We start from the raw sequence: 22447 nt of genomic DNA on the forward strand, positions 1-22447 counted from the left end.
CTGATCAATGGCCTGTCCAGCCTGCTGGCCGCCGGTGCGACGTTCTACGACGGTGGCAACATCATCCTCGGTGGCAGCGGCAGTGACCTGATCGAAGGCCGTGGCGGCGACGATATCCTCGATGGTGACAAGTGGCTGAACGTGCGCATCAGCGTGCGCGCCAACAGCGACGGCACCGGCCCGGAAATCGCCAGCTACGACAGCATGGAGCCGATGGTGCCGCTGATGCTCAATGGCACCTACAACCCGGGCCAGCTGGTGATCGTCCGTGAAATCCTCAACGGCACCGACAGCTACGACACGGCGGTGTTCTCGGGGGTGGCCACCGACTATAGCGTGGTGGTCGATGGCAATTCGGTGATTGTCACCGACCTGGTGGACGGGCGTGATGGTGTCGACCGCCTGACCGGTATCGAGCGCCTGCAGTTCTCCGACAGCGCTCAGGCTTCCGGTGTGGGCACTGCCGTCAACGCCGGCCCGACGGGCCACCTGGCGATCCTCGACGCTGTCACCGGCCTGCGTAACGACGCATCGGTCAGCGGCCAGTTGCTGCGGGTCAGCAACGTGGCGGTGCACGATGCCGACAACGTCAGCGCCACCAACGCGAGCGGCGCCATCAACGGCCCTGTAGCGTACTACTGGCAAGTCGAGACCCTGCCAGGTTCGGGGGTCTATGAAGACATTACCTTCGTCGCTGCTGGCGAAGTTTCCCGGGCCACCGGCGCCACCTACCGGGTCACGGACGATGTGGCGGGGCTGAACATCCGTGTACGGGCGGTGTATCAGGACACCAAGGGCACGCTGGAAATTGTCGATTCGTCGCCGAACAGCGCACCGACTGCCGGGCCGACCGTGACCGGGCTGCTGGTGCAGAACCAGACCCTCACCGCCAACACGGCGACCATCGTCGATGCCGACGGCCTGAGCAACCCGCAGTTCACCTTCCAGTGGCAGTCCAACCGGGGGCTCGGCTGGGTCAATATTGCCGGCGCCATCAGCAGCACCTTTGTCCTTACCCAGGACCAGGTGGGGCAGAACATGCGGGTGGTGGTCAGCTACGTGGATGACATCGGCGTGCATGAAAGCATCGCTTCCGACATCCTCGACCCGGTGGCCAACGTCAACGATGCGCCTACCGGTGCCGTGCTGATCAGCGACACCACGCCAGCCTTGGGGCAGACGTTGACGGCGCTTACCGGCACTATTGCCGACCTGGACGGGCTGGGTGCGTTCAGCTTCCAGTGGCAGCAAGGTACTGGTGGCATCTTCACCAACATCATTGGTGCCACTGCGGCCACCTTTACCCCGGGGCTCGACCAGGGAGGCCAGCAACTGCAGGTGATCGTGCGCTATACCGACGCCTTCGGCGCGCAGGAGTCACTCACCTCGGCTGCGACTGCTGCAGTGCCTGCGTTGACACTGGTCGGCACCAATGGCGCCGATATCCTGATCGGTAGTGCGGGCAATGACGTGATCTCTGGCCTGGACGGTGCCGATCAGCTGTTTGGCGGGCTTGGCAACGACATTCTCAACGGTGGGCTTGGCGCGGATGCCATGAACGGTGGTGGTGGCAACGACACCTTCGTGGTCGACAACGTCGGCGATACGGTGATCGAGGCGCTTAACGGCGGTGTCGATCTGGTGCAGACCAGCCTGGCCAGCTACACACTGGGTGCCAATGTCGAAAACCTGACCTATACCGGGGTGGGCAACTTCATCGGTGGAGGTAACGCACTGGATAACATCATCACCGGTGGCGCTGGCAATGACCTGCTCAATGGCGGTGCGGGTGCCGACCGTCTGGTGGGCGGTCTGGGGAACGACATCTATGTGGTGGATAACGTCGCGGATGTGGTGATCGAGGCCATGGGGGCCGGTACTGATACCGTGCGTACCTCGCTCGCCAGCTACGGTATGGCCAACAACATCGAAAACCTGATCTATACCGGGGTGGGCAATTTCTTCGGTGGTGGTAACACGCTGGATAACATCATCAGCGGAGGCGCAGGCAACGACTTGCTCAATGGCGGTATAGGTGCCGACCGTCTGGTGGGTGGTCTCGGTAACGACACCTATATGGTGGATAACGCCGGGGATGTGGTGATCGAGGCTGCGGGGGCCGGTACTGATACCGTGCGTACCTCGCTCGCTAGCTACGGTATGGCCAACAACATCGAGAATCTGATCTATACCGGGGTGGGCAATTTCTTCGGTGGTGGTAACACGCTGGACAACGTCATCACCGGTGGCGCTGGCAACGATCTGCTCAATGGCGGTGCGGGTGCCGACCGTCTGGTGGGTGGTCTGGGGAACGACATCTATGTAGTGGATAACGCCGCTGATGTGGTGATCGAGACCACGGGGGCCGGTACTGATACCGTGCGTACGACGCTAGCCAGCTACGGTATGGCCAACAACATCGAGAACCTGATCTATACCGGGGTGGGCAATTTCTTCGGTGGTGGTAACACGCTGGACAACATCATCAGCGGAGGCGCAGGCGACGACTTGCTCAATGGCGGTATAGGTGCCGACCGTCTGGTGGGTGGTCTCGGCAACGACACCTATATGGTGGATAACGCCGGGGATGTGCTGATCGAGGCTGCGGGGGGCGGTACGGATACAGTGCGTACCACGCTAGCCAGCTACGGCATGGCCGACAACATCGAGAACCTGATTTATACCGGGGTGGGCAACTTCTTCGGTGGCGGTAATACGCAGGACAACATAATCAGCGGAGGTGCTGGCAACGACGTGCTCAATGGCGGTGTGGGTAACGACCTGCTTAACGGTGGTGCGGGCAATGACCTGCTCAACGGTGGGGCAGGTAACGACCAACTGCTGGGTGGCATTGGCAACGATACCTTGGACGGTGGCGACGGCAACGACAGCCTGGATGGTGGTCTCGGCGTCGATATCCTGAACGGTGGGGCAGGCAACGACACGCTGTTTGGCGATGCCGGCAACGACATCCTGTCGGGTGGCAGCGGCAGTGACTTCCTCAATGGCGCAGCAGGCGATGATACGGTCAACGGCGGTGCCGGCAATGACACCATGATGGCTACGGATGGCAATGATGTGTTCCAGTTCGCCGCAGGCTTCGGCAATGACCTGATCATCAACTTCGACAGCAACGCGACGGGTGGGCAGGACCTGCTGGATATCACTGCCTTCAACATCACCGCGGCCACCTTTGCCGCCAACGTAACCATCGTCGATGACGGCGCGGATACGCTGGTCAGCATCGGTGCTACCGACTCCATCCGCCTGGTCGGAGTGGCGGATGCAACCACGGTGACTGCAGCGGACTTCAACCTGGCAGGTTGAGGGACTTAGAGGATGTGGCAAGGGCCGCTCTGCGGCCCATTCGCGGGCAAGCCCGCTCCCACGGGAATATCACTGGCCTCTGGCTTGGTAACACCCCTGTGGGAGCGGGCTTGCCGGCGATTGGGCCGCAAAGCGGCCCCATGTCGCAAGCAGTTACTTGATGAACCGCACCTGGCTGTTGATCTTCTCGATCACCGCCCCCTTGCGCTCGTTGAACCGGGCCTTGTTCTGCTCGAACAGGTTGTTGCCCTTGGTATCAATGGAGATAATCAACGGGCCGAACTCGCGCACGCGGTTCACCCACAGCGTCTCCGGCATGCCCAGGTCCTGCCATTCCGCACGCTCGATCTCTTCCACCTGGGTCGCCGCCAGCACCGCGCAACCGCCCGGGAACACGGCATGCACTGCCTTGTTCTCCAGGCAACCGGTCGTGGTCTCCGGGCCCATGCCGCCCTTGCCGACAATCAGCTTCACGCCGGTCTGTTCGATGAACTGCTTCTCGAACTTTTCCATGCGCATGCTGGTGGTCGGGCCGATGGAGACCATCTCGAAGCTGCCATCGTCCTTCTTCCTGACGATGGGGCCTGCGTGGAAAATCGCGCCGCCACGCAAGTCGACCGGCAGCTCGCGGCCCAGTTCGATGAGGCGACGGTGGGCAACGTCACGGCAGGTCACCAGCTGGCCGGTGAGGTAGACCACATCGCCCACGTTGAGGTTGGCCAGGTCTTCGTCGCTGATGGGTGTGCTCAGGATCTTTTTCACAGTACTACCCCTTCGTGCGAGAGGATGTCGTAGGACAGGTCGGCGTTGATGCGGATCTTGCCGCGACGGTGCGCCCAGCAGCCGGTGGATACCGCTACACCGATGGTGGATGGATGGCGGGCCGAAGACTCGATGTTCACGCCCATCACGCTGCTGTTGCCGGTCAGACCTTGCGGGCCGATGCCGATTTCGTTGAGGCCATCCTCCAGCAACTTTTCCATCATCGCCGCGCTTTCGTTGGGGTGGCTGGAGTCCACGTCGCGCAGGATGGCCTTCTTCGACAGGCGTGCCGCTGTCTCTACCGAGGTCGATACCCCTACACCCACCAGCAGTGGCGGGCAGGCGTTGACACCGCGCGAGGTGATGACATCGAAGACGAACTCGGTCACCCCTTCATAGCCTTGCCCCGGCATCAGTACCTTGGCCGAGCCCGGCAGGGTGCAGCCGCCGCCGGCCATGTACACGTCGACGATGGCGTAGTCGGCATCGGGGATGATTTCCCAATCCAGCCACGGGATCTTCGAGCCGGTGTTGGTGCCGGTGTTCTTCTCGATGAAGGTTTCCACCGCATTGTGGCGCAGCGGCCCCTGGATGGTGGCCTCCCTGGTGGCGTTCTCGAGGATCCCTTCCATCTCGCCCAGCAGCGGGAAGCGCGCGCCGGCCGAGACGAAATACTGGATGACGCCGGTGTCCTGGCAGCTTGGCCGGTTGAGCTTGTCGGCGTATTCCTGGTTGTCGGCCATCGAGTCGTACACGGCGATGGCCAGCGGGTTGGTTTCGGCGGCGCGCAACTTGGCGGTCTTTTCCTTGACGTCGCGGGGCAGGCGCTTGCCGATATAGGCGGTGAACTTGGCCATCACGTCGGTAAGCGATGACACGGCTGTTTCTTTGTCCATGATTATTTCCTCACTGCATCACAAGGCGGGTTCTTTTTGCTGTTTTTCGAAAGGTCAGGGTGCGGGTGTGCCGGCCTCCATGCGTGCAAGGGCAGGGTGCGGCGCAGCGGCCTCGGGTTCGGGGGCGGGTTCGACCGGCAGTTGGCCGTCCAGGGCCTGGGCCATGCGCTGCTTGTCCAGCGCACCCACCCAGTTGGCGATGGCCACGGTGCCGACCGCGTTGCCGATGGTGTTGGTGATGGCCCGGGCTTCGGACATGAAGCGGTCCACCCCCAGCAGCAGGACCATGCCGGCCACCGGGATGTTGTCCATGGTCGCCAGGGTCGCGGCCAGGGTGATGAAGCCCGAGCCGGTTACGCCTGCAGAGCCTTTGGAGGTGAGCAGCAGCACACCCAGCACGATCAGTTGGTCCATCAGGGTCAACGGTGTGTTGGTGGCCTGGGCGATGAAGATGGCGGCCATGGTGTAGTAGATGCACTGGCCGTCCGGGTTGAAGGTAAGGCCCGAGGGAATCACCAGGCCGACCACAGGCTTGGAAACGCCAACCTTTTCCAGCTTGTTCATCAGTTGCGGCACTACCGACTCGGATGAGCTGGTACCCAGTACCGTGAACAGCTCTTCCTTCAGGTACTTGAGGAACTTCCACAGGTTGAAGCCGCACAGCCGGGCAATGGCGCCCAGCACCACCACCACGAACAGGAAGCAGGTCAGGTACATGGTCGCCATGAGCTTGCCCAGCGAAACGATCGAGCCCAGCCCGTACTTGCCCACGGTGAAAGCCATGGCCCCGCAAGCGGCCAGCGGTGCCACGCGCATGATCATGCCGACGATGAAGAACATGCCGTGGGAGAACGCTTCCAGCACATCCACCATCGGCTTGCCGCGCGGGCCCAGGTGCGAGAGGGCGATACCGAACAGGGTGCTGAACAGCAGGATTGGCAGGATCTCGTTCTTGGCGAAGGCATCGGTCACGCTGCCGGGTATCACATGCAGCAGGAAGTCGATGAAGCCGCCGTTGTTGCCGGCTGCCGCGGCGGTGTAGGTGGAAATGCTCTTGGCATCGAGGGTGGCGGGGTCGACGTTCATGCCCTGGCCGGGCTGCACGATGTTGACCACCACCAGCCCCAGCACCAGGGCAAAGGTGGACAGCACTTCGAAGTAGATAAGCGCGCGCACGCCGACGCGGCCGAGTTCCTTCATGTTTTCCATCTTGGCGATGCCAAGCACCACCGTGGCGAAGATGATCGGGGCGAAGACCATCTTGATGAGTTTGATGAAGGCATCACCGACGGGCTTCAGGTCAGCGCCAACCTGTGGCCAGAACACCCCGATCAGCACCCCGAGGGTTACGCCGATCAATACCTGTACGTAGAGCTTGCCGAACAATCGCTTGGCCATTGCCGTCTCCGAATTATTGTTGTGAGTCGGATTTATCTGGCGGCCGGGCTGCTCGTGAGGGTGCAGGTCACACCTGGCCTTGGCGGCCGAAGAGCCCAGCTTTGTTGTGGTTAATCACGCAGGGCAAAAGGTAATGGTTTTTCAAAAATGCTGTAATACAATGAAATTCAACTCATTGTTTCCCTCAGGTTAATTATGAATCCGGTATCGGAACTGGCTTTCTTCACCCAGTTGATCAGGGTGGGCAGCCTGGCGGGCACCGCGCGCGAACTGAACCTGACCCCGCCAGCGGTCTCCAAGCGCCTGGCGCAGCTGGAACAGCGCCTGGGCGTACGCCTGCTCAACCGCACCACACGCAGCATCAGCCTGACGGCCGAGGGCGAGACCTATTTGGTGAATGCCCGGCGGATATTGGGCGAAATCGAAGAAATGGAGCGCCAGGTGTCCAGCAGCCGTGCCGAGCCGAAGGGGTTGTTGCGGGTCAATGCACCGCTGGGTTTTGGCCGTACCCATGTGGGGCCGGCGGTGTCCTCGTTTGCCCGGCGCTACCCCGAGGTGGAAGTGCAGTTGCACCTGACCGACCGGCCGATTGCCCTGCCGAACGATGCCATCGACGTGGCTATTCGCTTTGGCGAGTTGCCGGATTCGCGGCTGATTGCCCGCAAGATTGCGGCCAACCGCCGGCGTTTATGTGCCGCGCCCAGCTACCTGGAGGCGCACGGCACCCCCGAAGCACCGAAAGACCTGGCCAGCCACAACTGCATCGTGCTGCGCCAGAACGACGCAGCGTTCGGCATCTGGCGGCTCAGCCGTGGCAAGCAGAGTGAGTCGGTAAAGGTGCATGGCAGCCTCAGTACCAACGATGGCGAGGTGGCCCTGAACTGGGCGCTGGACGGGCAGGGGATTTTGCTGCGCGCCGAGTGGAACCTGGCCGACCATTTGCGCAGCGGGCGCCTGGTGGAGGTGTTGGGCGACTACCAGACGCCGCCGGCGGATATCTATGCGGTGTACCTGGAACGCCTGAACCTGTCGGCCAAGGTGTCGTGCTTCGTCGAGCACCTGAGGGCTTTCTTCCGCCAAGGGGACAGCCTGGCAGCGTGGCATTGAGGCCTTTCGCACAGGCGATCGCGTTATACTCCGCGCCTTTGCCCATGCCCGGAATCCGCCCATGCGCCAGGTTTTGCTCATCGTCGATGTCCAGTCCACCTTCAGCCCGCCCGAGTGGCTGGTCGATGGCTTGCGCCGGTTGTCGGCGAACATCCCCACCATCGCGTCGGTCGAATTGCACGATGAGCAGGCCACGCCGTTCGAGCGGCAGCTTGGCTGGCACCCGGCGGCCGAGGACGAAAGCCTCATCGAGGCCGACCAGGTGTTCGTCAAGCATGGCTACGGGCAAAGCACCGAGGCTGTCGACTACATCAAGAAATTGGGTGTGGAGCGCGTGCTGGTATGTGGGTTGCAGACCGAAACCTGTGTGCTGGCTGCCGGTTTCGCCTTGTTCGATGCAGGGTTGATGCCCACCCTGGTCACCGACATGACGGTAGGTTCTTCGCTCGACAGGTCGGGCAAGCTGGGCATCGAACTGTGGAAGCATCACTTCCGCCAGGTCACCACCTCGGCCGAAGTGCTCGCCGAAGTGGCTGTACCAAGCTAGCGCTTGCAGGCCCATTCTCATGGAACTGCACATAACTCATTGAATTAGCAGGGACCCTGTGGGAGCGGCTTTAGCCGCGAACACCGGCGCAGCCGGTGCCATGCACCGCGTTGGGTTCTTCGCGGCTAAAGCCGCTCCCACAGGGTACGAGGATCGCTTGCGAATTCAGTTATCTGTGCGACAGCGCAGCCCAAAGGGCTGGGCAATCCACAGGGAAACACCTGCATGCGAACTTGCAAGGACAGGCCTCAGGCCACATCCACCAGCACGATCTCGCTGTCCTCGATGGCGGTCACCCGCAGCACCTCCTCCTGCTCGATCGCCACGCCATCACGCGCCTTGGCACGCAGCCCGTTGACTTCCACCAGCCCCTTGGCCGGCACCAGGTAGCCCCGGCGTGCAGCATCGAAACGGTATTCGGCGGTTTCACCTGCACGCAGGGTGGCTGCCACCAATCGCGCATCGGTGCGGATCTGCAGGCTGTCCTCATCGCCCGCACGGCCACTGGCCAGGGTCACAAAGCCTTCCCCACGCTCACCTTTGGGAAACGGCCGGCTACCCCATTGCGGTGCTTCGCCGGTACGTTCCGGCACGATCCAGATCTGGAAAATACGTGTGTCGACGTCTTCCAGGTTGTACTCGCTGTGCACAATGCCGGTACCGGCGCTCATCACCTGCACGTCACCGGCTTCGGTACGGCCCTTGTTGCCCAGGCTGTCCTGATGGGTAATCGCGCCCTCACGCACATAGGTGATGATTTCCATATCGCGGTGCGGGTGCGGTGGAAAGCCGCTGCCGGCAGCGATCAGGTCGTCGTTCCACACCCGCAGGTTGCCCCAGTGCATGCGTGCCGGGTCGTAGTACTCGGCAAACGAGAAATGGTGGTGGGCGTCGAGCCAGCCGTGGTTGGCGTGGCCGAGGCTTTCGAACGGTCGCAGTTGCAGCATGGTCGTGCTCCTTGAATCAGTGGAATGACGCCATGATGCGCCAACAAAGCATCGAAAATAAGCGTAAATATCGGCTTAAAATAATCAGTAAAATAGATTTGTACAGGTGGGGTGTTTTATCCGTTTCATCGCCTAATCCACTGATCTGCAAGCATTCGCTGGCGATTTTTTGTCGATGCGGCGAACATGCCCGCTGATTTTGTTCATCACCGGAGTGACCGTGGCCCAAGAGCAACCCAAGGCCCCCGCCGACCTTACCCCTCCTGCCCAACTGCCCTGGTTTCGCCGCCTGGCGGCCCGTCTGCTGGGGCGTGGCCTGACCCGCCTGCAGGCCCAGCATCGCGACTCCTGGTTCCTCGGCCACGCCAGCGGCCAGCGCAGTGGCCATGCCGATGGCGTGCGTGAAGGGTTCGAACGCGGGCGGGTGGAAGGTTACGAGGCCGGGCGCCAGGTGCTGGTGATCCGCGATACCCGGCCCGACACCGCCGCGGTGCCGGGCCGGGATGACAACCTGTTCGATGACTGGCGGCTGCCCCTGACTGCCGAGCTGAAAAAGCGCTTCAAGGCCGATGTCGCCCAGCGCTTGCCCGCCGAGGCGCAGCCCAGCGCCGCGCAATGGAAACTGATTTTCAGCGATACACCATCCACCTGCGTGGTGGCTGGGGCAGGGGCGGGCAAGTCCACCTCGCTGGTGCTGCGCATCCTGCTGTTGCGCCAATACCTGGGCTATGAGCTGGATGCGATGACCGTGGTCACCTTCACCCGCGAGTCGCGCAAGGACTTCATCAAACGCCTGCTGCAGGTGTTCGCCCTGTGGCAGATCAACCTGCAGCCGCTGCAGGCCCGCGAGCTGGTGCGCACGTTCCATTCGCGCATCCTGCCGCTGGTGCGCAGCCTGCCGGGCTTTGGCCAGGTGCGCGCGTTCGAAACGCTGGGCAACGAGATGCCGGCCGGGCGTGAGGCCGAGGCCGAGAGCAACCCGTTCGACCTGCGCCTGAACGATGCCCAGCGCCAGCAGCTGAACCAGTGTTACAGCACCCTGCTGGGCGAGAGCCCGCGTTTTGCCGAGCTGATCGGCCTGTTGCGCAGCGAAGCCCTGCAGCTCAAGCCGTTGGACCCGAACAACCCCGATGTGCAGAAGCGCGCCCAGGTGACCCAGCTGGCGGCCCAGCGCGACGAAGAACTGTGCGACGTGATCGAGGACCTGTGGTTCGCCGCCGGTGCCTGGCCGATCAAGGGCATCGAGCCCTGCCGCGAGACCATCGAGATCCGTGGCAGCCGCTTCCATGTGCATGGCCGCCTGGCCGGTCAGGGGCCTTTGCTCGTGCTGGGCTTCGACCCGGCGGAGAGCGCGCAGTACCAGCGCCCCGGCGCCAAGCTGGCAGTGCGTGCCGAGTGGGCGGTCAAGCGCACCCTGTTGCAGGCCTTCTGCGACCAGCCGCTGATCTGGCTCGACAACTATGCCATGGCCCGGCGCCTGGCAGCCTCGCTGGCCGGTGATGCCGTGGCCGGCCCCGGCTTCGAATACAAGGTCAAGGGCGAACTGGCCCCGGCGCCACTGCTCGATGCCTTTGTCGGTGCGGCGAATTTCATCGAGAACCTCGGCCTGGAGGTGAACACTGCCGTGGCGGCGATGAGCTTCCCCTCCGGCGACAGCGATGCGCTGTTCTTCGAGGCCTTGGCCCTGTACTGGAAGGCCCTGGAGGCGCACCTGCTGGACCAGTCGCCGCCGGTGATGAGCTACAACCGCATGTTCGCCTTGTTCGGCGAGAACAACCCGGAAAACCTGCAACTGCTGCCCGACCCGTTGCTACGGCCGCTGGCGCACCTGATGATCGACGAGTTCCAGGACGTGTCGCCGCAGATCGTCAGCTGGCTGCGTGCCAGCCTCGCCGAGATCCGTCGTCGTGGCCCGGCGATGCACACCGGGCGCCATGCCCAGCATTCGTCGCTGCTGTGCGTGGGCGACGACTGGCAGTCGATCTACGGCTGGCGTGGCAGTTCGCCCAAGTACTTCATGGAGTTCACCAAGGCCTTCCCGTCACCGGCCAACACCCGGGTGATGCTGGTCGACAATTACCGTTGCCAGCAACAGGTGATCGATGCGGCCGAGCATCTGGTCAAGGGCACCCCGGCGATTGCCGGCAAGAAAGCCCGGGCCAGCGGCCCGGCTGCCGAGTTGCCGGGCACGCCGGTCAAGGTGTTCGACCGTGACGAGGCCGCGCTGGGGGAAACGCTGATCGAGCACTACCAGCGTGGCGAGACGGTGATGATGCTGTACCGCAAGGGCAGCGACAGGGCGCTGATGAACGAGCACCTGCAAGGCGTACTGCACGCCGAGGCGGCGTTGCCGGCCGAGCAGCGTCGGCTGCGCCAGTTGACCTACCACAGTGCCAAGGGCCTGCAGGCCGATGCAGTATTCATGCTGGGCGACTGCCAGTACCTGACCAGTTCGCCCTACAAGAACCAGGTGTATCGCCAGGCCGGGCTGGGCAAGGCCGGTGATGCCCAACCGTTCGATACCGCGCAGAAAGAAGAGGTTCAGCGCCTGGCCTATGTAGCGGTAACCCGCGCGGTGCAGCACTGCTACTGGCACGTGGAAGCCGCCAACGGTGAAGTGGCAGCGGCGCCGCGCGCGTCCAGCCAGGTGGATGGCAGGCAGGCGTTCTTCGAGGACTTGCGCGGGCAGTGAGGGTCGGTGACGGTTAAGTCACGGTCGGTGACGGGCCAGTGGTGTGCCTGAGGTTGCGCCAAGGTAACGTGTCGGAGCCCTGAATGGCCCGGCGCAAGGGTTGCCGCTGGCGACAGGAGGCGAAGGGGCCGGCGGCGTATTCGGCCTGGTATGGTCATGCCAGGCTTCAGTCAGGAAGCGTACCCATGCGTTCTTCATCGACACCCAAGGATCACCTGCTGGACCTCGACGGTATTGAAATTGCGGTACGGACCTGGGGGAGGGAAGACGGCATCCCCGTGCTGGCCTTGCATGGCTGGTTGGACAACGCCGCCTCGTTCGAGCGCCTGGCACCGATGCTCGACGGCTGCTTCGTGGTCGCCCCCGACCTGGTCGGCCACGGCCGCTCGGACCATCGCCGCCACGACAGTGGCTACTACCTGTGGGAGCATGCCCAGGACATGCTGGCGGTGACCGACAGCCTGGGCCTGGCGCAATTCCATGTGCTGGCCCATGGCATGGGCACCGGGGTGGCGTCGCTGCTGGCGGCCATGACCAGCGGTATTGCCAGCATGACCTTTCTCGACGGCATGGGCGCACCGTTCACGGTGGCCGAGGATGACCGCGTGCAGCACCTGGCCCGGGCCTACCGGCTCAAGCGCATGGTGCAGCGCAGCCAGCTGCAGGGTTTTGCCGAGCCGGACGTCGGCCGTTTCGAGGACCTGGACACGGCGCTGGCGCAACGCCGCGAGCGCTTGGACACCGAGCTGTCGGAAGAGGCGGCACGGCTGCTGGCGCTGCGCGACCTGCTGCAACTTGGCGAGGGCTATTGCTGGCGTCACGACCCACGTCTGGTGCTGCCCGAACCCATGCCGCTGACCGAGCGCGAAGCCTGCGACCTGCTCAGCCAGATTCGTTGCCCGTTGTACCTGCTGTTCGGTCGCCAGGGGGCATTCACCGGTGACGCCTTTACCCGGCGCCAGGCGGCCTTGCCCAGCCAGGCGAAGATCTCCTGGCATCCGGGCGGGCACCACTTCCACCTGGATGCACCGGACCGCGCGCTGGTCGATCAGTTGCTGCGTATCCTGGCCCGCCATGAAGGGGGCGTGCTGCAACGCTTGGTAAACGAGTAGGTGAGCATGGTCATGCCGTGCGGACCTGGGCTATGGTGGCTGTGGGAGCTTAGCTGCGAACACCGGCGCAGCCGGTGCCTTGCACCGCGTGGGGTTCTTCGCGGCTGAAGCCGCTCCCACAGGGTAACTGGATCGCTTGCGAATCAAGTTCCCTGCGTGACAGCGCAGCCCAAAGGGCTGGGCGAGCCTCTACAGGAATCCAGCGGCCACAAGGAGCCTTGGCATGCGACCGTTCACCATCAAGCACATCGACCACCTCGTTCTGCGCGTCAGCGACCTGGAGCGCAGCGTCGCCTTCTACACCCAACTGCTCGGCTGCACGATCAGCCGTGTGCGCGAAGACCTGGGCATGGTCCACCTGGCCACGGGCACGGCAATGATCGATCTGGTGACCCTGGACGGTCCCCTGGGCCAGCCTGGCGGCGCGGCGCCGGGGGCCGAAGGGCGCAACCTGCACCATTTCTGCCTGCGCATCGAGCCGTTCGATGAGGCTGCACTTACGGCCTACCTGCAAGCTGCGGGGGTTGAAGTCGAACCTGCCGAGAAACGCTATGGCGCCGAAGGCGAAGGGTTGTCGCTGTACTGCTACGATCCCGATGGCAACCAGGTCGAGTTGAAAGGGCCGGTACCGGCACCGGACGCTCCATGAGTAACCTGCACACTCGCGAGCACTGGATCGACACCGCACAAGGCAAGCTGTTCGCCCAGGAATGGGCGCCGCTGCAGGCACAGGGCGCGCCTATCATCCTGCTGCACGATTCGCTGGGTTGCGTTGCCTTGTGGCGCGAGTTCCCGGCGCAGCTTGCGCAAGCCACCGGGCATCGGGTAATCGCCTACGATCGCCTTGGCTTTGGCCGCTCCGACGCCCATCCCGGCAGGTTGCGCCGGGGCTTTGTCGAAGACGAGGCGCAGCAGGGGTTCACGGCGCTGCGCGAGCATTTTAGCATTGGCGATTTTATTGTCTTCGGCCACAGCGTTGGCGGCGGCATGGCCGTGGCCTGTGCGGCAGCCTTCGCCAGCCAGTGTGTGGGGCTGATTACCGAATCGGCGCAGGCGTTTGTCGAGGCCCGCACCCTTGAAGGCATTCGCGTGGCCGACCGGCAGTTTGCCGAACCGGGGCAGTTGCAACGGCTGGAGCGCTACCACGGCGGCAAGGCCGAGTGGGTATTGTGTGCCTGGGTGGACAACTGGCTGTCCGAGCACTTTGCCGATTGGAGCCTGGATCGGCTGCTGCCGCAGATACGCTGCCCGCTGTTGAGCCTGCATGGCGACAACGATGAGTTCGGCTCGCCGGCACACCCCGAGCGGTTGGTGGCGCTGGCTGGCGGGCCGGGGCTGATGCGGCTGCTGCAAGGTTGTGGCCATGTGCCGCATCGAGAGCAGGCCGAGCGAGTACTGGCGGAAGTCACGCAGTTCTTGCGCTGACTTCCTCCCCAGGCTGACGCGGTCCCTGTGGGAGCGGCCTTGTGTCGCGAAAGGGCTGCAAAGCAGCCCCGACGATCTCTGCAGGCAAGCTGAAACCCTGGGGCTGCTTCGCACCCCATTCGCGACACAAGGCCGCTCCTATAGATCGCAAGGTTCAAGTGGATATCCCGGCAAAGCCTATTATGCTTCAGTTACCTTGCTGCGATCCGAGGCGGCCCGCCTCGTCGTGCTTCGCATATCCAAAGCAAGCCCCCCAGGGCCTGGGTGCGATGGTGAAAAAGATATGAGGTGCTCCCGGCCTGCATGACGACAAGACGGAGGCACCCCATGGCGGTTCTCGACAGCACATCCACGGGCAGCGCGCCCCAACGCGGTATCACCCGGGAGGAGCGCAAGGTCATCTTCGCCTCGTCCCTGGGCACGGTGTTCGAATGGTACGACTTCTACCTGTACGGCTCCCTGGCGGCGATCATCGCCAAGCACTTCTTTGCCGGGGTCAATGAAACCACCTCGTTCATCTTCGCCTTGCTGGCCTTTGCCGCCGGCTTTGCCGTGCGGCCATTCGGCGCCATCGTGTTCGGCCGCCTGGGCGACATGATCGGGCGCAAGTACACCTTCCTCATCACCATCGTCATCATGGGCCTGTCCACCGCCGTGGTGGGCCTGCTACCCAGCTATGCCACGATCGGTGTGGCCGCGCCGGTCATCCTCATCAGCCTGCGCCTGCTGCAGGGCCTGGCATTGGGTGGTGAGTACGGCGGCGCGGCCACCTATGTGGCCGAACATGCACCCAAGGGCCGGCGCGGCTTCTTCACCGCCTGGATCCAGACCACCGCCACACTGGGGCTGTTCCTCTCGCTGCTGGTGATCATGACCTGCCGCACGGTCATGGGTAACGAGGTGTTCGAGGCCTGGGGCTGGCGGGTGCCGTTCCTGCTGTCGATACTGCTGCTGGCAATCTCGGTGTACATCCGCATGCAACTCAACGAGTCGCCGGTGTTCATGAAAATGAAGGCCGAGGGCAAGTCGTCCAAGGCGCCACTGACGGAATCGTTCGCCCGCTGGGACAACCTCAAGGTGGTGATCATGGCACTGCTCGGCGGCACCGCCGGCCAGGCCGTGGTGTGGTACACCGGGCAGTTCTATGCGCTGTTCTTCCTATTGCAGATGCTCAAGATAGAGCCGCAGACCGCCAACCTGCTGATTGCCGGTTCGCTATTGATCGGCACACCGTTCTTCATCTTCTTCGGCAGCCTGTCCGACCGCATCGGCCGCAAGAAAATCATCATGGCCGGTTGCATCATCGCCGCGCTGACCTACTTCCCGATCTTCAAGGCACTGACCCAGTACGGCAACCCGGATGTGTTCGTCGCCCAGGAGCAGAACCCGGTGGTGGTGATGGCAGACCCTGCCCAGTGCGCGTTCCAGTTCGACCCGGTGGGCAAGGCCAAATTCATCAGCTCGTGCGATATCGCCAAGAGCTTGCTGGCCAAGCGGGCCATCCCCTATACCAACGAAGCGGCCGAACCCGGCAGCGTGGCGCAAATCCGCATCGGTGAACGGGTGCTGCCAAGCTTTGATGGCAGCGGCCTGGCGGCAGCGGACTTCAAGGCACGCAGCGACGCCTTTACCGCAACCTTGACTGGGGCGTTGAAGGAAGCCGGCTACCCGGAAAAGGCCGACCCGGCGAAGATCCACTACCCGATGGTGCTGTTGCTGCTGACCATTCTGGTGATCTACGTGACCATGGTCTACGGACCGATCGCGGCCTGGCTGGTGGAGCTGTTCCCGGCGCGTATCCGCTACACCTCGATGTCGCTGCCTTACCACATCGGCAACGGCTGGTTCGGCGGCTTCCTGCCGACCGTGGCGTTTGCCATGGTGGCGGCGACCGGGGATATCTATTACGGCTTGTGGTACCCGATCGTGATTGCGGTGATGACGGCGGTGCTGGGGATATTCTTCCTGCCGGAAACCAAGGACCGGGATATTAACCACACGTGAGATTGATATTGGCAGGACTGGCCTCTTCGCGGGTAAACCCGCTCCCACAGGGATATCACTGCACCTGAGGGCAGCGGGGTACCTGTGGGAGCGGGTTTACCCGCGAAAGGGCCGGCACAGGCGCCCAATCAGTCAAAGTACCCACGCAGGCCAAACGCATACCCGGTATCCACCCCAGCAGCCTCGCCCCGGCTCCAGCGCTTCTTCAACACGAACTCGAACGCCGGCTCGTACAGCCCGTCACGCACCAGCGCACCCGCCAGTACTTCAACGTCATACCAGCCATTGTCCAGCTCGATAATCGGCCGCCCCGGTACCTGGTAGCGTGCCATCAGGTCACCCAGGGTCTTGGGCGTGAAGTGCTGCAGGATGCGCCAGGTGTACAGCATCAGCACACCGTGCTCGACTTGCAGCACATAGCCATTACGGCGGTGCTTGAGGCGGCTGCCGGGTTCGCGCAGGGCCGGCGTATGGTTGTCCAGGGTGAACAGGATGCGGTAGGGCAGGTTATCGACCCCGGCCAGTGGCAGCACGACCCCTTCGCGCACGGCCTGGTCACCGCTGTCGCCGTGGGTGAAGGCATGGGCCAGGTCGTCGGGCAGTTCATGTTGGTGCTTGAAGCGCTCGAGCAGCTGAATATCGCCGAGCAGAAAGTAGTCGACCAGGTCGTTGAGCACTTCGCTGAATTCGTGGCGCATCTGTTTTCCTTGTTGGTGCGCATGAGGGCTATCGCAAATGTAGCAGTTCAGATTGGCTTCAGATTGCCCCCGGATACTGCCCCAAGAGCTGACTTGGAAGGGGAACAGCCATGACCCAGGCAGACAGCGCCAGCCTGGTTCAATGGCTATTGGCAGCCACGGGCCGTGAACAACGCTAGTGCTTTTGGGCGATCTGGATCAGGTTGCCGCAGGTGTCATCGAATACCGCTACGGTGACGGGGCCCAGGAGGGTAGGCGGCTGGGTGAACTGCACGCCCGCCGTGCACAGCCGGGTGTATTCAGCCTGGATGTCACGCACGCCAAACGAAGTGACGGGAATGCCGTCCTGCTTGAGTGCGGCCTTGTATGCCTTGGCGGCCGGGTGCGCGTCGGGTTCGAGCAGCAACTCGACGCCATGGGGGTCGTTGGGTGAGGTAAGGGTCAGCCAGCGGTGTCGGCCCATGGGGATATCGTGCTTGGGCTCGAAACCGAGTACGTAGTGGTAAAAAGCCAGGGCTTTGGCCTGGTCGTCGACGAGGATGCTGGTGAGTACGATCTTCATGAACCCACGCCCTATGCCTGGAAGCGTTGAGTATCAGTAAAGACAATCGGGGGCTTTTGGCCAAGTCCCTTTGGGTTTTCACCTGCGAATATTTCGACACGGTCCGTCAGCATTTCCTTTCACGGTCAACGTTCCATATGGGTTGGTGGCACCTGGGGGCGATAGCGTGGATCGGGCAATACCACCCAACCCAAGGAGTGAACCCCATGCAAGAAGAACCCATGAACAAGCCAGACGACACTCTCGAGAACGAACAGCTGGAAAACGCAGAACCGCAGGTAACGTTGTCCAGACGCAAGCGCGGAGTAGGGCCAGTAGTCGGCATGCCCTGTGCACAAGGATACAAACTGATAGGTGATAATTGCGTAATCACTAATATCGATTTCGAGTGAGCAAGGGGGGCGCATGGCGCCCCCTCGTAAAAAACTGCTCAAGCCATAGGTAAATCCTTCATCGCCGAGCCCCCTCCCACCCGCTGCCAAGGGTAAAGTGACAGGCACGATTCCAGCGCGCCCAGACCGGCGTCAGAGAGGTGCCCGTGGCGGCCTATACATTGCGACAACTCAAGTACTTCGTCACCACCGTCGAGGCCGGCAGCGTGGCTGAGGCTTCACGCCAGCTGTACATCGCCCAGCCGTCCATTTCCACGGCCATCAAGAGCCTGGAGGAAAGCTTTGGCGTGCAGCTGTTCATCCGTCACCATGCCCAGGGTGTGTCACTGACGCCCAGCGGCAAGCGCTTCTATGCCAAGACCAAGTCGCTGCTGCAGATGGCCCACGAATTCGAGCAGAATGCCCTGGCCGACAACGATACCGTGGCCGGGCAGATCGACATCGGCTGCTTCGAAACCGTGGCACCGCTGTACCTGCCGCGCCTGATCGCCGGCTTTCGCCAGCGTTACCCGGGGGTGGATATCCGCCTGCGCGACGGCGAGCAGCAGGACCTGATCCAGGGCCTGACGGCAGGTACCTTCGACCTGGCGTTCCTCTACGACCATGACCTGGACGGCACCATCGAGGCCGAGCCGCTGATGCCGCCGCAGAAACCCTATGTGTTGCTGCCCGAGAACCACCGCTTCGCCGGCCAGGCCCAGGTGTCGCTGCGGGACCTGTGCCCCGAGCCGATGATTCTGCTGGACGTTGCCCCTAGCCGTACCTACTTCGTCAGCCTGTTCAACGAAATGGGCCTGACGCCCAACATTGTCTTCAGCTCGCCGTCGATCGAGATGGTGCGCGGCATGGTCGGGCAGGGCTTCGGCTTTTCGCTGCTGGTGACGCGGCCGCATTCGGAGTACACCTACGACGGGCAACGCCTGGCCATGCTGGATATCGCCGAGCCAGTGGCGCTGTCAGGGCTGGCGGCAGCATGGTTGAAGCGGGTGCAGCTGACCAAGCCGGCACAGCTGTTCGTGGAGTTCTGCCGGGAACAATTGGCGAAGTTCTGAAACGAGCACGCCATGCAGAAGCATGGCGTGCTCGCTGATCAGGGGTTGACCTGATAGCCGCGCCCTTGCAGGCACCCGGCGTAAGCGCTGGCATGCGCCTGGGCTTTCGCTTCGTCCTGGCCGCGCCGGTCCTGGCGGCGGTCCTGACGCTGGCGCATGCCACCGACCGCAGCACCGGCGGCTGCCACTTCACCGGCGCGGTTCTGCCGATATTGCTGCTTGGCGTCATCACCGACCCGGTCATACAGCTCGTCGTGCTGGTTGCCGCGCACCTGTGCGCCTGCCGCACCGGCAACCGCGCCGGCGGCAGCACCGCGTACCCGGCCACCGACATGGGGGTCGCTGGAGGTCGCCGCACTGTTCGCGGCATTGGTCGCGACGGTATTGCAGTCATTGATATCCAGTTGCGTCTGCTGGCTGCTCTGGCCCTTGAGCGGCACCACCGACTGCGCCTGGGCTGCCGATGCCGCGCACAGCAGCACCAGCAGGCAACTCCACGTGAACGTACGCATGGCAAACCTCCAGCGGGTGGGGATCCCGTTTCACAGGATAGTTCGCCTTTGCTGTCAATGATGGCAGTTTTGCCGGGATGGTCTAAACCGGATATCAAACGTGGATCGCCCGCGTATCACGGCGTGAATCCGGGCCACCTGTGGAAACCCCATGAGCCAGACCCAGCACCTGATCATCTGTGAGTACTGTGACACGGTGTACCACCGTGCGCCGCTGCTCAAGCACCAGCGCGCCGTTTGCCAGCGCTGTGGTGGCGTGCTGTACCGCCACACTTCGCTGACCGTGGAGCAACGGCTGGCCCTGAGTGTGACGGGGGGCATCCTGCTGGTGTTGGCCAATTTCTACCCGGTGATGACCATCGGCATGCAGGGGCTCACCCATTCCGCGACATTATGGGACTCGGTGCAGATCCTCAGCCACGGCAGTATCACCTTCATCGCCCTGGTCATGGCGTTGTCCATCATCTTTGCGCCGGTGCTGCAGATCGGCCTGCTGTGCTGGCTGCTAGGCTTCGCCCTGGCTGGCCAGCGCGCCCCCGGCTTTGCCCTGTGCATGCGCAGCCTGGAAGGCCTGAGGCCGTGGAGCATGCTGGAAGTGTGCCTGCTGGGGGCGATGGTGGCGGTGATCAAGCTGGCGGGGCTGCTCGACGTCATACCCGGCATCGGCCTGTTGGCCCTGGCCGCGCTGAGCATGCTGATCATCCATGTCGCCGGCAAGGACATTCGCGACCTTTGGGAGCAGGTATGAATACCCCGGCCAACGCTGACGACCTGGGCCTGTGCCTGTGCCATGGCTGCGGTCAGGCCTGCGAGCTGGGCAGCGGCAAGCACACCTGCGACCGCTGTGGTGCCGCCATCCACCGACGCAAGGCCAATGCCATCAGCCGCGGCTGGGCGTTTCTGCTGGCGGCGCTGGTTTTCTACATCCCCGCCAACCTGCTGCCGGTGATGCACACCGAAATGCTCGGCAGCGGTAGTGCAAGCACCATTGGCGGTGGCGTGCTGGAGTTCTGGGAGGCCGGTGCCTGGGACATCGCGCTGATCATCTTCATTGCCAGCGTGGGCGTGCCAGCCATCAAGTTCTTCTCGCTCGGGCTGTTGCTGTTCACCGCCCAGCGCGGTTCTACCTGGGCCTGTCGGCAGCGCTCGCAGCTGTACCGTTTCGTCGAGCTGATCGGCTACTGGTCGATGCTCGATGTGATGGTGGTGGCGCTGGTGGCGGCGCTGGTGCAACTGCGCGGGCTGGGCACCATCGAGCCGCGGGTGGGCATCCTGTTTTTCGGCATGGTGGTGGTACTGACCATGTTTTCTGCGATGAGCTTCGATCCACGCCTGATCTGGGATAGCCGTGCCAACGAGGGAGGCCGCATTGATGGTGCAACAGACTGACAAGCGCGAGGGGGCGGGGCAGGTTGAAGTGCACACGCGGCGCTGGAGTGTGTCGCTGGTATGGATCGTGCCGATACTGGCGATTCTGATCGGCGCTTCGCTGGTGGTGCGCAACTGGATGCAGCAGGGGCCGGTCATCGCCATTTCCTTCCACACGGGGGAAGGGCTGGTGGCGCACAAGACTCAGGTCAAGTACCGCAGCGTGGTAATAGGCGAAGTTACCACGGTGGACCTGGCCGACGACAAGAAGAGCGTGGTCGCCAAGGTCCAGCTGTCCAATGACGCCCGCGCGTTCGCCACCCAGGGCGCGCGCTTCTGGGTGGTGCGGCCACGCATTGGCGTGGGCGGCGTATCCGGTGTGGATACGCTGCTGTCGGGCAGTTTCATCGGGGCGGATTCCGGCGAATCGAAAGTGCCCGAGAAGTCCTTTGTCGGCCTGGAGCTGCCACCGCCGATCACCTACGACGAAATGGGCAAGCGCTTTGTCCTGACCGCCAGCGACCTGGGGTCGCTGGATATTGGCTCGTCGATCTATTACCGCAAGATCCCGGTGGGCGAGGTGGTGTCCTTTGCCCTGCAGGGCGATGGCAAGGGCGTGGAGATTGGCGTGTTCGTGCAGGCTCCCTACGACAGCTTCGTCACCGCTGATACCCGCTTCTGGAACGCCAGTGGTGTCGACATGCAGATCGGTGCCAACGGCCTGAAGATCGATACCGAATCACTGTCGTCCATCCTGGTGGGCGGGCTGGCCTTTGGCTCGCCCGACTTTGCCCCGCAAGCCGAGCCTGCCGTCGACCAGGCGCGCTTCCAGCTGTTTGCCGACCGCGACACCGCCCTGGCACCGCCCAGTGGCCAGGCGCAGTACCTGCAGTTGCGCTTCGACCAGGCCATGCGCGGCCTGTCGGTGGGAGCCCCGGTGGAGTTCAAGGGTGTCGAGTTCGGCAAGGTCACTTCGGTCAAGCTCGACTACGATGCTACCCGGCAGACTTTCCCGGTGGTGGTCGATGCGGTGATCTACCCGCAGCGGCTGGGGCCGGTGCACCGCAAGATGCTGTCCGTGTTCAAGCATGCCGAAGGCGACATGGACGGCGCGCGGCGGCTGATCGGCACCTTCGTCGAGCACGGGCTGCGGGCCCAGGCGCGCAGCGGCAACCTGATCACCGGGCAGATGTTCATTTCCCTGGACTTCTACCCGGATGCCCCCAAAGTGGCCTTCGACAAGACTGCCGACCCCATCACCATCCCCACATTGCCCGGCAGCCTGGAGCAGTTGCAGGAGCAGCTGCAGCGGGTGGTCGAGCGCATCAGCAAGCTGCCGCTGGAGAGCATCGCCAACAACCTGGATGGCAGCCTGCGAGAGTTGCGCGCCAGCCTCAAGCAGTTCAATGGCCAGACGCTGCCGGACGTGAAGGTAGCGCTGGACGAAGTGCACAAGACCCTGCGCACGGCCAATTCGGCTATTTCCGAGGACTCGCCGCAGCGCGAGCGGATGGGCGAAACCCTGGACGAGCTGGAGCGCATGTCGCGTTCGCTGCGTGACCTTGCCGATTACCTGGGCCGGCACCCTGAGTCGCTGATACGTGGCCGGCCGAAAGCGGCCACTGCCGCCGACCTTGAACCCTGAG

Annotated in this window: 19 protein-coding genes and 1 pseudogene; 13 read left to right on the forward strand and 7 right to left on the reverse strand. The window is 63.2% G+C overall.

The genetic code is table 11. From position 1 onward, the window contains the following. Positions 1 to 3327 (forward strand): annotated as a pseudogene (locus JV551A3_RS18435) (peroxidase family protein); the annotation flags it as partial. A gap of 153 nt (positions 3328 to 3480) precedes the next feature. On the opposite strand, the gene ttdB reads toward JV551A3_RS18435, so the two are convergent. The 3 genes from ttdB to JV551A3_RS18450 are packed head-to-tail and all read right to left on the reverse strand — an operon-like array spanning position 3481 to position 6383. Continuing rightward, positions 3481 to 4089: a L(+)-tartrate dehydratase subunit beta gene (gene ttdB / locus JV551A3_RS18440; RefSeq protein ID WP_003259286.1), complete on the reverse strand. Its 609-nt coding sequence runs from the start codon at positions 4087 to 4089 to the stop codon at positions 3481 to 3483. Next, positions 4086 to 4985, reverse strand: a complete 900-nt coding sequence (ttdA, locus tag JV551A3_RS18445; protein ID WP_133971552.1) for a L(+)-tartrate dehydratase subunit alpha — start codon at positions 4983 to 4985, stop codon at positions 4086 to 4088. Before ttdA ends, ttdB begins: the two co-directional genes overlap by 4 nt. A gap of 54 nt (positions 4986 to 5039) precedes the next feature. Then, positions 5040 to 6383, reverse strand: coding sequence for a dicarboxylate/amino acid:cation symporter (locus JV551A3_RS18450; protein ID WP_133971554.1), 1344 nt, complete (start codon positions 6381 to 6383; stop codon positions 5040 to 5042). A gap of 195 nt (positions 6384 to 6578) precedes the next feature. Between JV551A3_RS18450 and JV551A3_RS18455 the strand changes: the two genes are divergently transcribed. Next, positions 6579 to 7490, forward strand: coding sequence for a LysR substrate-binding domain-containing protein (locus tag JV551A3_RS18455; RefSeq protein ID WP_133971556.1), 912 nt, complete (start codon positions 6579 to 6581; stop codon positions 7488 to 7490). A 61-nt stretch (positions 7491 to 7551) separates the two neighbouring features. Then, positions 7552 to 8037, forward strand: coding sequence for a cysteine hydrolase family protein (locus JV551A3_RS18460; RefSeq protein WP_133971558.1), 486 nt, complete (start codon positions 7552 to 7554; stop codon positions 8035 to 8037). Between the two features lie 248 nt (positions 8038 to 8285). Here JV551A3_RS18460 and JV551A3_RS18465 read toward each other — a convergent pair whose 3' ends face one another. Continuing rightward, positions 8286 to 8984: a pirin family protein gene (locus JV551A3_RS18465; protein ID WP_133971560.1), complete on the reverse strand. Its 699-nt coding sequence runs from the start codon at positions 8982 to 8984 to the stop codon at positions 8286 to 8288. A 175-nt stretch (positions 8985 to 9159) separates the two neighbouring features. On the opposite strand from JV551A3_RS18465, the gene JV551A3_RS18470 reads away from it, so the two are divergent. The 5 genes from JV551A3_RS18470 to JV551A3_RS18495 all read left to right on the forward strand — a co-directional run bounded on the left by JV551A3_RS18470 (position 9160) and on the right by JV551A3_RS18495 (position 16217). Beyond that, positions 9160 to 11676, forward strand: a complete 2517-nt coding sequence (locus JV551A3_RS18470) for a UvrD-helicase domain-containing protein (protein ID WP_133971562.1) — start codon at positions 9160 to 9162, stop codon at positions 11674 to 11676. Between the two features lie 185 nt (positions 11677 to 11861). Next, the gene (locus JV551A3_RS18475; RefSeq protein WP_112252224.1) at positions 11862 to 12788 is read left to right on the forward strand and encodes an alpha/beta fold hydrolase; all 927 of its coding nucleotides are present in this window, start codon (positions 11862 to 11864) and stop codon (positions 12786 to 12788) included. Between the two features lie 223 nt (positions 12789 to 13011). Next, the gene (locus tag JV551A3_RS18485) at positions 13012 to 13437 is read left to right on the forward strand and encodes a VOC family protein (RefSeq protein WP_133971566.1); all 426 of its coding nucleotides are present in this window, start codon (positions 13012 to 13014) and stop codon (positions 13435 to 13437) included. After that, complete coding sequence (locus JV551A3_RS18490; protein ID WP_133971568.1) at positions 13434 to 14213, forward strand: alpha/beta fold hydrolase; 780 nt, start codon at positions 13434 to 13436, stop codon at positions 14211 to 14213. Before JV551A3_RS18485 ends, JV551A3_RS18490 begins: the two co-directional genes overlap by 4 nt. 327 nt (positions 14214 to 14540) lie before the next feature. Then, positions 14541 to 16217: an MFS transporter gene (locus JV551A3_RS18495; RefSeq protein WP_133971570.1), complete on the forward strand. Its 1677-nt coding sequence runs from the start codon at positions 14541 to 14543 to the stop codon at positions 16215 to 16217. Between the two features lie 128 nt (positions 16218 to 16345). Here JV551A3_RS18495 and JV551A3_RS18500 read toward each other — a convergent pair whose 3' ends face one another. Continuing rightward, a complete protein-coding gene (locus JV551A3_RS18500) occupies positions 16346 to 16915 on the reverse strand; it encodes a hypothetical protein (protein ID WP_133971572.1) in 570 nt (189 codons plus the stop codon). A gap of 175 nt (positions 16916 to 17090) precedes the next feature. Beyond that, a complete protein-coding gene (locus tag JV551A3_RS18505) occupies positions 17091 to 17477 on the reverse strand; it encodes a VOC family protein (RefSeq protein ID WP_133979035.1) in 387 nt (128 codons plus the stop codon). Between the two features lie 206 nt (positions 17478 to 17683). Between JV551A3_RS18505 and JV551A3_RS18510 the strand changes: the two genes are divergently transcribed. After that, on the forward strand, positions 17684 to 17869 hold the full coding sequence (locus tag JV551A3_RS18510) for a hypothetical protein (RefSeq protein WP_133971597.1): 186 nt from the start codon (positions 17684 to 17686) through the stop codon (positions 17867 to 17869). Positions 17870 to 18015: 146 nt separating this feature from the next. Further along, entirely contained in the window at positions 18016 to 18921 is a 906-nt protein-coding gene (locus JV551A3_RS18515; RefSeq protein ID WP_025338637.1) for a LysR family transcriptional regulator, read from the forward strand. A 38-nt stretch (positions 18922 to 18959) separates the two neighbouring features. Here JV551A3_RS18515 and JV551A3_RS18520 read toward each other — a convergent pair whose 3' ends face one another. Beyond that, the gene (locus JV551A3_RS18520) at positions 18960 to 19433 is read right to left on the reverse strand and encodes a YMGG-like glycine zipper-containing protein (RefSeq protein ID WP_133971599.1); all 474 of its coding nucleotides are present in this window, start codon (positions 19431 to 19433) and stop codon (positions 18960 to 18962) included. A gap of 151 nt (positions 19434 to 19584) precedes the next feature. On the opposite strand from JV551A3_RS18520, the gene JV551A3_RS18525 reads away from it, so the two are divergent. Genes JV551A3_RS18525 through JV551A3_RS18535 form a run of 3 tightly spaced genes read left to right on the forward strand, consistent with a single transcriptional unit; the run spans position 19585 to position 22446 of the window. Beyond that, complete coding sequence (locus JV551A3_RS18525) at positions 19585 to 20181, forward strand: paraquat-inducible protein A (protein WP_112252211.1); 597 nt, start codon at positions 19585 to 19587, stop codon at positions 20179 to 20181. Beyond that, positions 20178 to 20822, forward strand: a complete 645-nt coding sequence (locus JV551A3_RS18530) for a paraquat-inducible protein A (protein ID WP_075044833.1) — start codon at positions 20178 to 20180, stop codon at positions 20820 to 20822. Before JV551A3_RS18525 ends, JV551A3_RS18530 begins: the two co-directional genes overlap by 4 nt. Beyond that, positions 20806 to 22446 carry a PqiB family protein gene (locus JV551A3_RS18535; RefSeq protein WP_133971601.1) on the forward strand — a complete coding sequence of 547 codons (1641 nt, stop codon included), beginning with the start codon at positions 20806 to 20808 and terminating at the stop codon, positions 22444 to 22446. The genes JV551A3_RS18530 and JV551A3_RS18535 overlap by 17 nt, the downstream gene beginning before the upstream one ends. Position 22447: the final 1 nt, after the last annotated feature.

Origin of the sequence: Pseudomonas inefficax (assembly GCF_900277125.1) — a bacterium.
In the GTDB taxonomy this organism is placed as follows: domain Bacteria; phylum Pseudomonadota; class Gammaproteobacteria; order Pseudomonadales; family Pseudomonadaceae; genus Aquipseudomonas; species Aquipseudomonas inefficax.

What these genes read in the sequence shown, in the direction of transcription:
- JV551A3_RS18460 (WP_133971558.1), top strand. Translation starts at nt 7,552, where the DNA reads ATGCGCCAGGTTTTGCTCATCGTCGATGTCCAGTCCACCTTCAGCCCG.
- JV551A3_RS18465 (WP_133971560.1), bottom strand. Translation starts at nt 8,984, where the DNA reads ATGCTGCAACTGCGACCGTTCGAAAGCCTCGGCCACGCCAACCACGGC.
- JV551A3_RS18475 (WP_112252224.1), top strand. Translation starts at nt 11,862, where the DNA reads ATGCGTTCTTCATCGACACCCAAGGATCACCTGCTGGACCTCGACGGT.
- JV551A3_RS18525 (WP_112252211.1), top strand. Translation starts at nt 19,585, where the DNA reads ATGAGCCAGACCCAGCACCTGATCATCTGTGAGTACTGTGACACGGTG.
- JV551A3_RS18485 (WP_133971566.1), top strand. Translation starts at nt 13,012, where the DNA reads ATGCGACCGTTCACCATCAAGCACATCGACCACCTCGTTCTGCGCGTC.
- JV551A3_RS18495 (WP_133971570.1), top strand. Translation starts at nt 14,541, where the DNA reads ATGGCGGTTCTCGACAGCACATCCACGGGCAGCGCGCCCCAACGCGGT.
- JV551A3_RS18520 (WP_133971599.1), bottom strand. Translation starts at nt 19,433, where the DNA reads ATGCGTACGTTCACGTGGAGTTGCCTGCTGGTGCTGCTGTGCGCGGCA.
- JV551A3_RS18455 (WP_133971556.1), top strand. Translation starts at nt 6,579, where the DNA reads ATGAATCCGGTATCGGAACTGGCTTTCTTCACCCAGTTGATCAGGGTG.
- JV551A3_RS18530 (WP_075044833.1), top strand. Translation starts at nt 20,178, where the DNA reads ATGAATACCCCGGCCAACGCTGACGACCTGGGCCTGTGCCTGTGCCAT.
- JV551A3_RS18500 (WP_133971572.1), bottom strand. Translation starts at nt 16,915, where the DNA reads ATGCGCCACGAATTCAGCGAAGTGCTCAACGACCTGGTCGACTACTTT.
- JV551A3_RS18490 (WP_133971568.1), top strand. Translation starts at nt 13,434, where the DNA reads ATGAGTAACCTGCACACTCGCGAGCACTGGATCGACACCGCACAAGGC.
- JV551A3_RS18510 (WP_133971597.1), top strand. Translation starts at nt 17,684, where the DNA reads ATGCAAGAAGAACCCATGAACAAGCCAGACGACACTCTCGAGAACGAA.
- ttdA (WP_133971552.1), bottom strand. Translation starts at nt 4,985, where the DNA reads ATGGACAAAGAAACAGCCGTGTCATCGCTTACCGACGTGATGGCCAAG.
- JV551A3_RS18470 (WP_133971562.1), top strand. Translation starts at nt 9,160, where the DNA reads ATGCGGCGAACATGCCCGCTGATTTTGTTCATCACCGGAGTGACCGTG.
- JV551A3_RS18450 (WP_133971554.1), bottom strand. Translation starts at nt 6,383, where the DNA reads ATGGCCAAGCGATTGTTCGGCAAGCTCTACGTACAGGTATTGATCGGC.
- JV551A3_RS18505 (WP_133979035.1), bottom strand. Translation starts at nt 17,477, where the DNA reads ATGAAGATCGTACTCACCAGCATCCTCGTCGACGACCAGGCCAAAGCC.
- JV551A3_RS18535 (WP_133971601.1), top strand. Translation starts at nt 20,806, where the DNA reads ATGGTGCAACAGACTGACAAGCGCGAGGGGGCGGGGCAGGTTGAAGTG.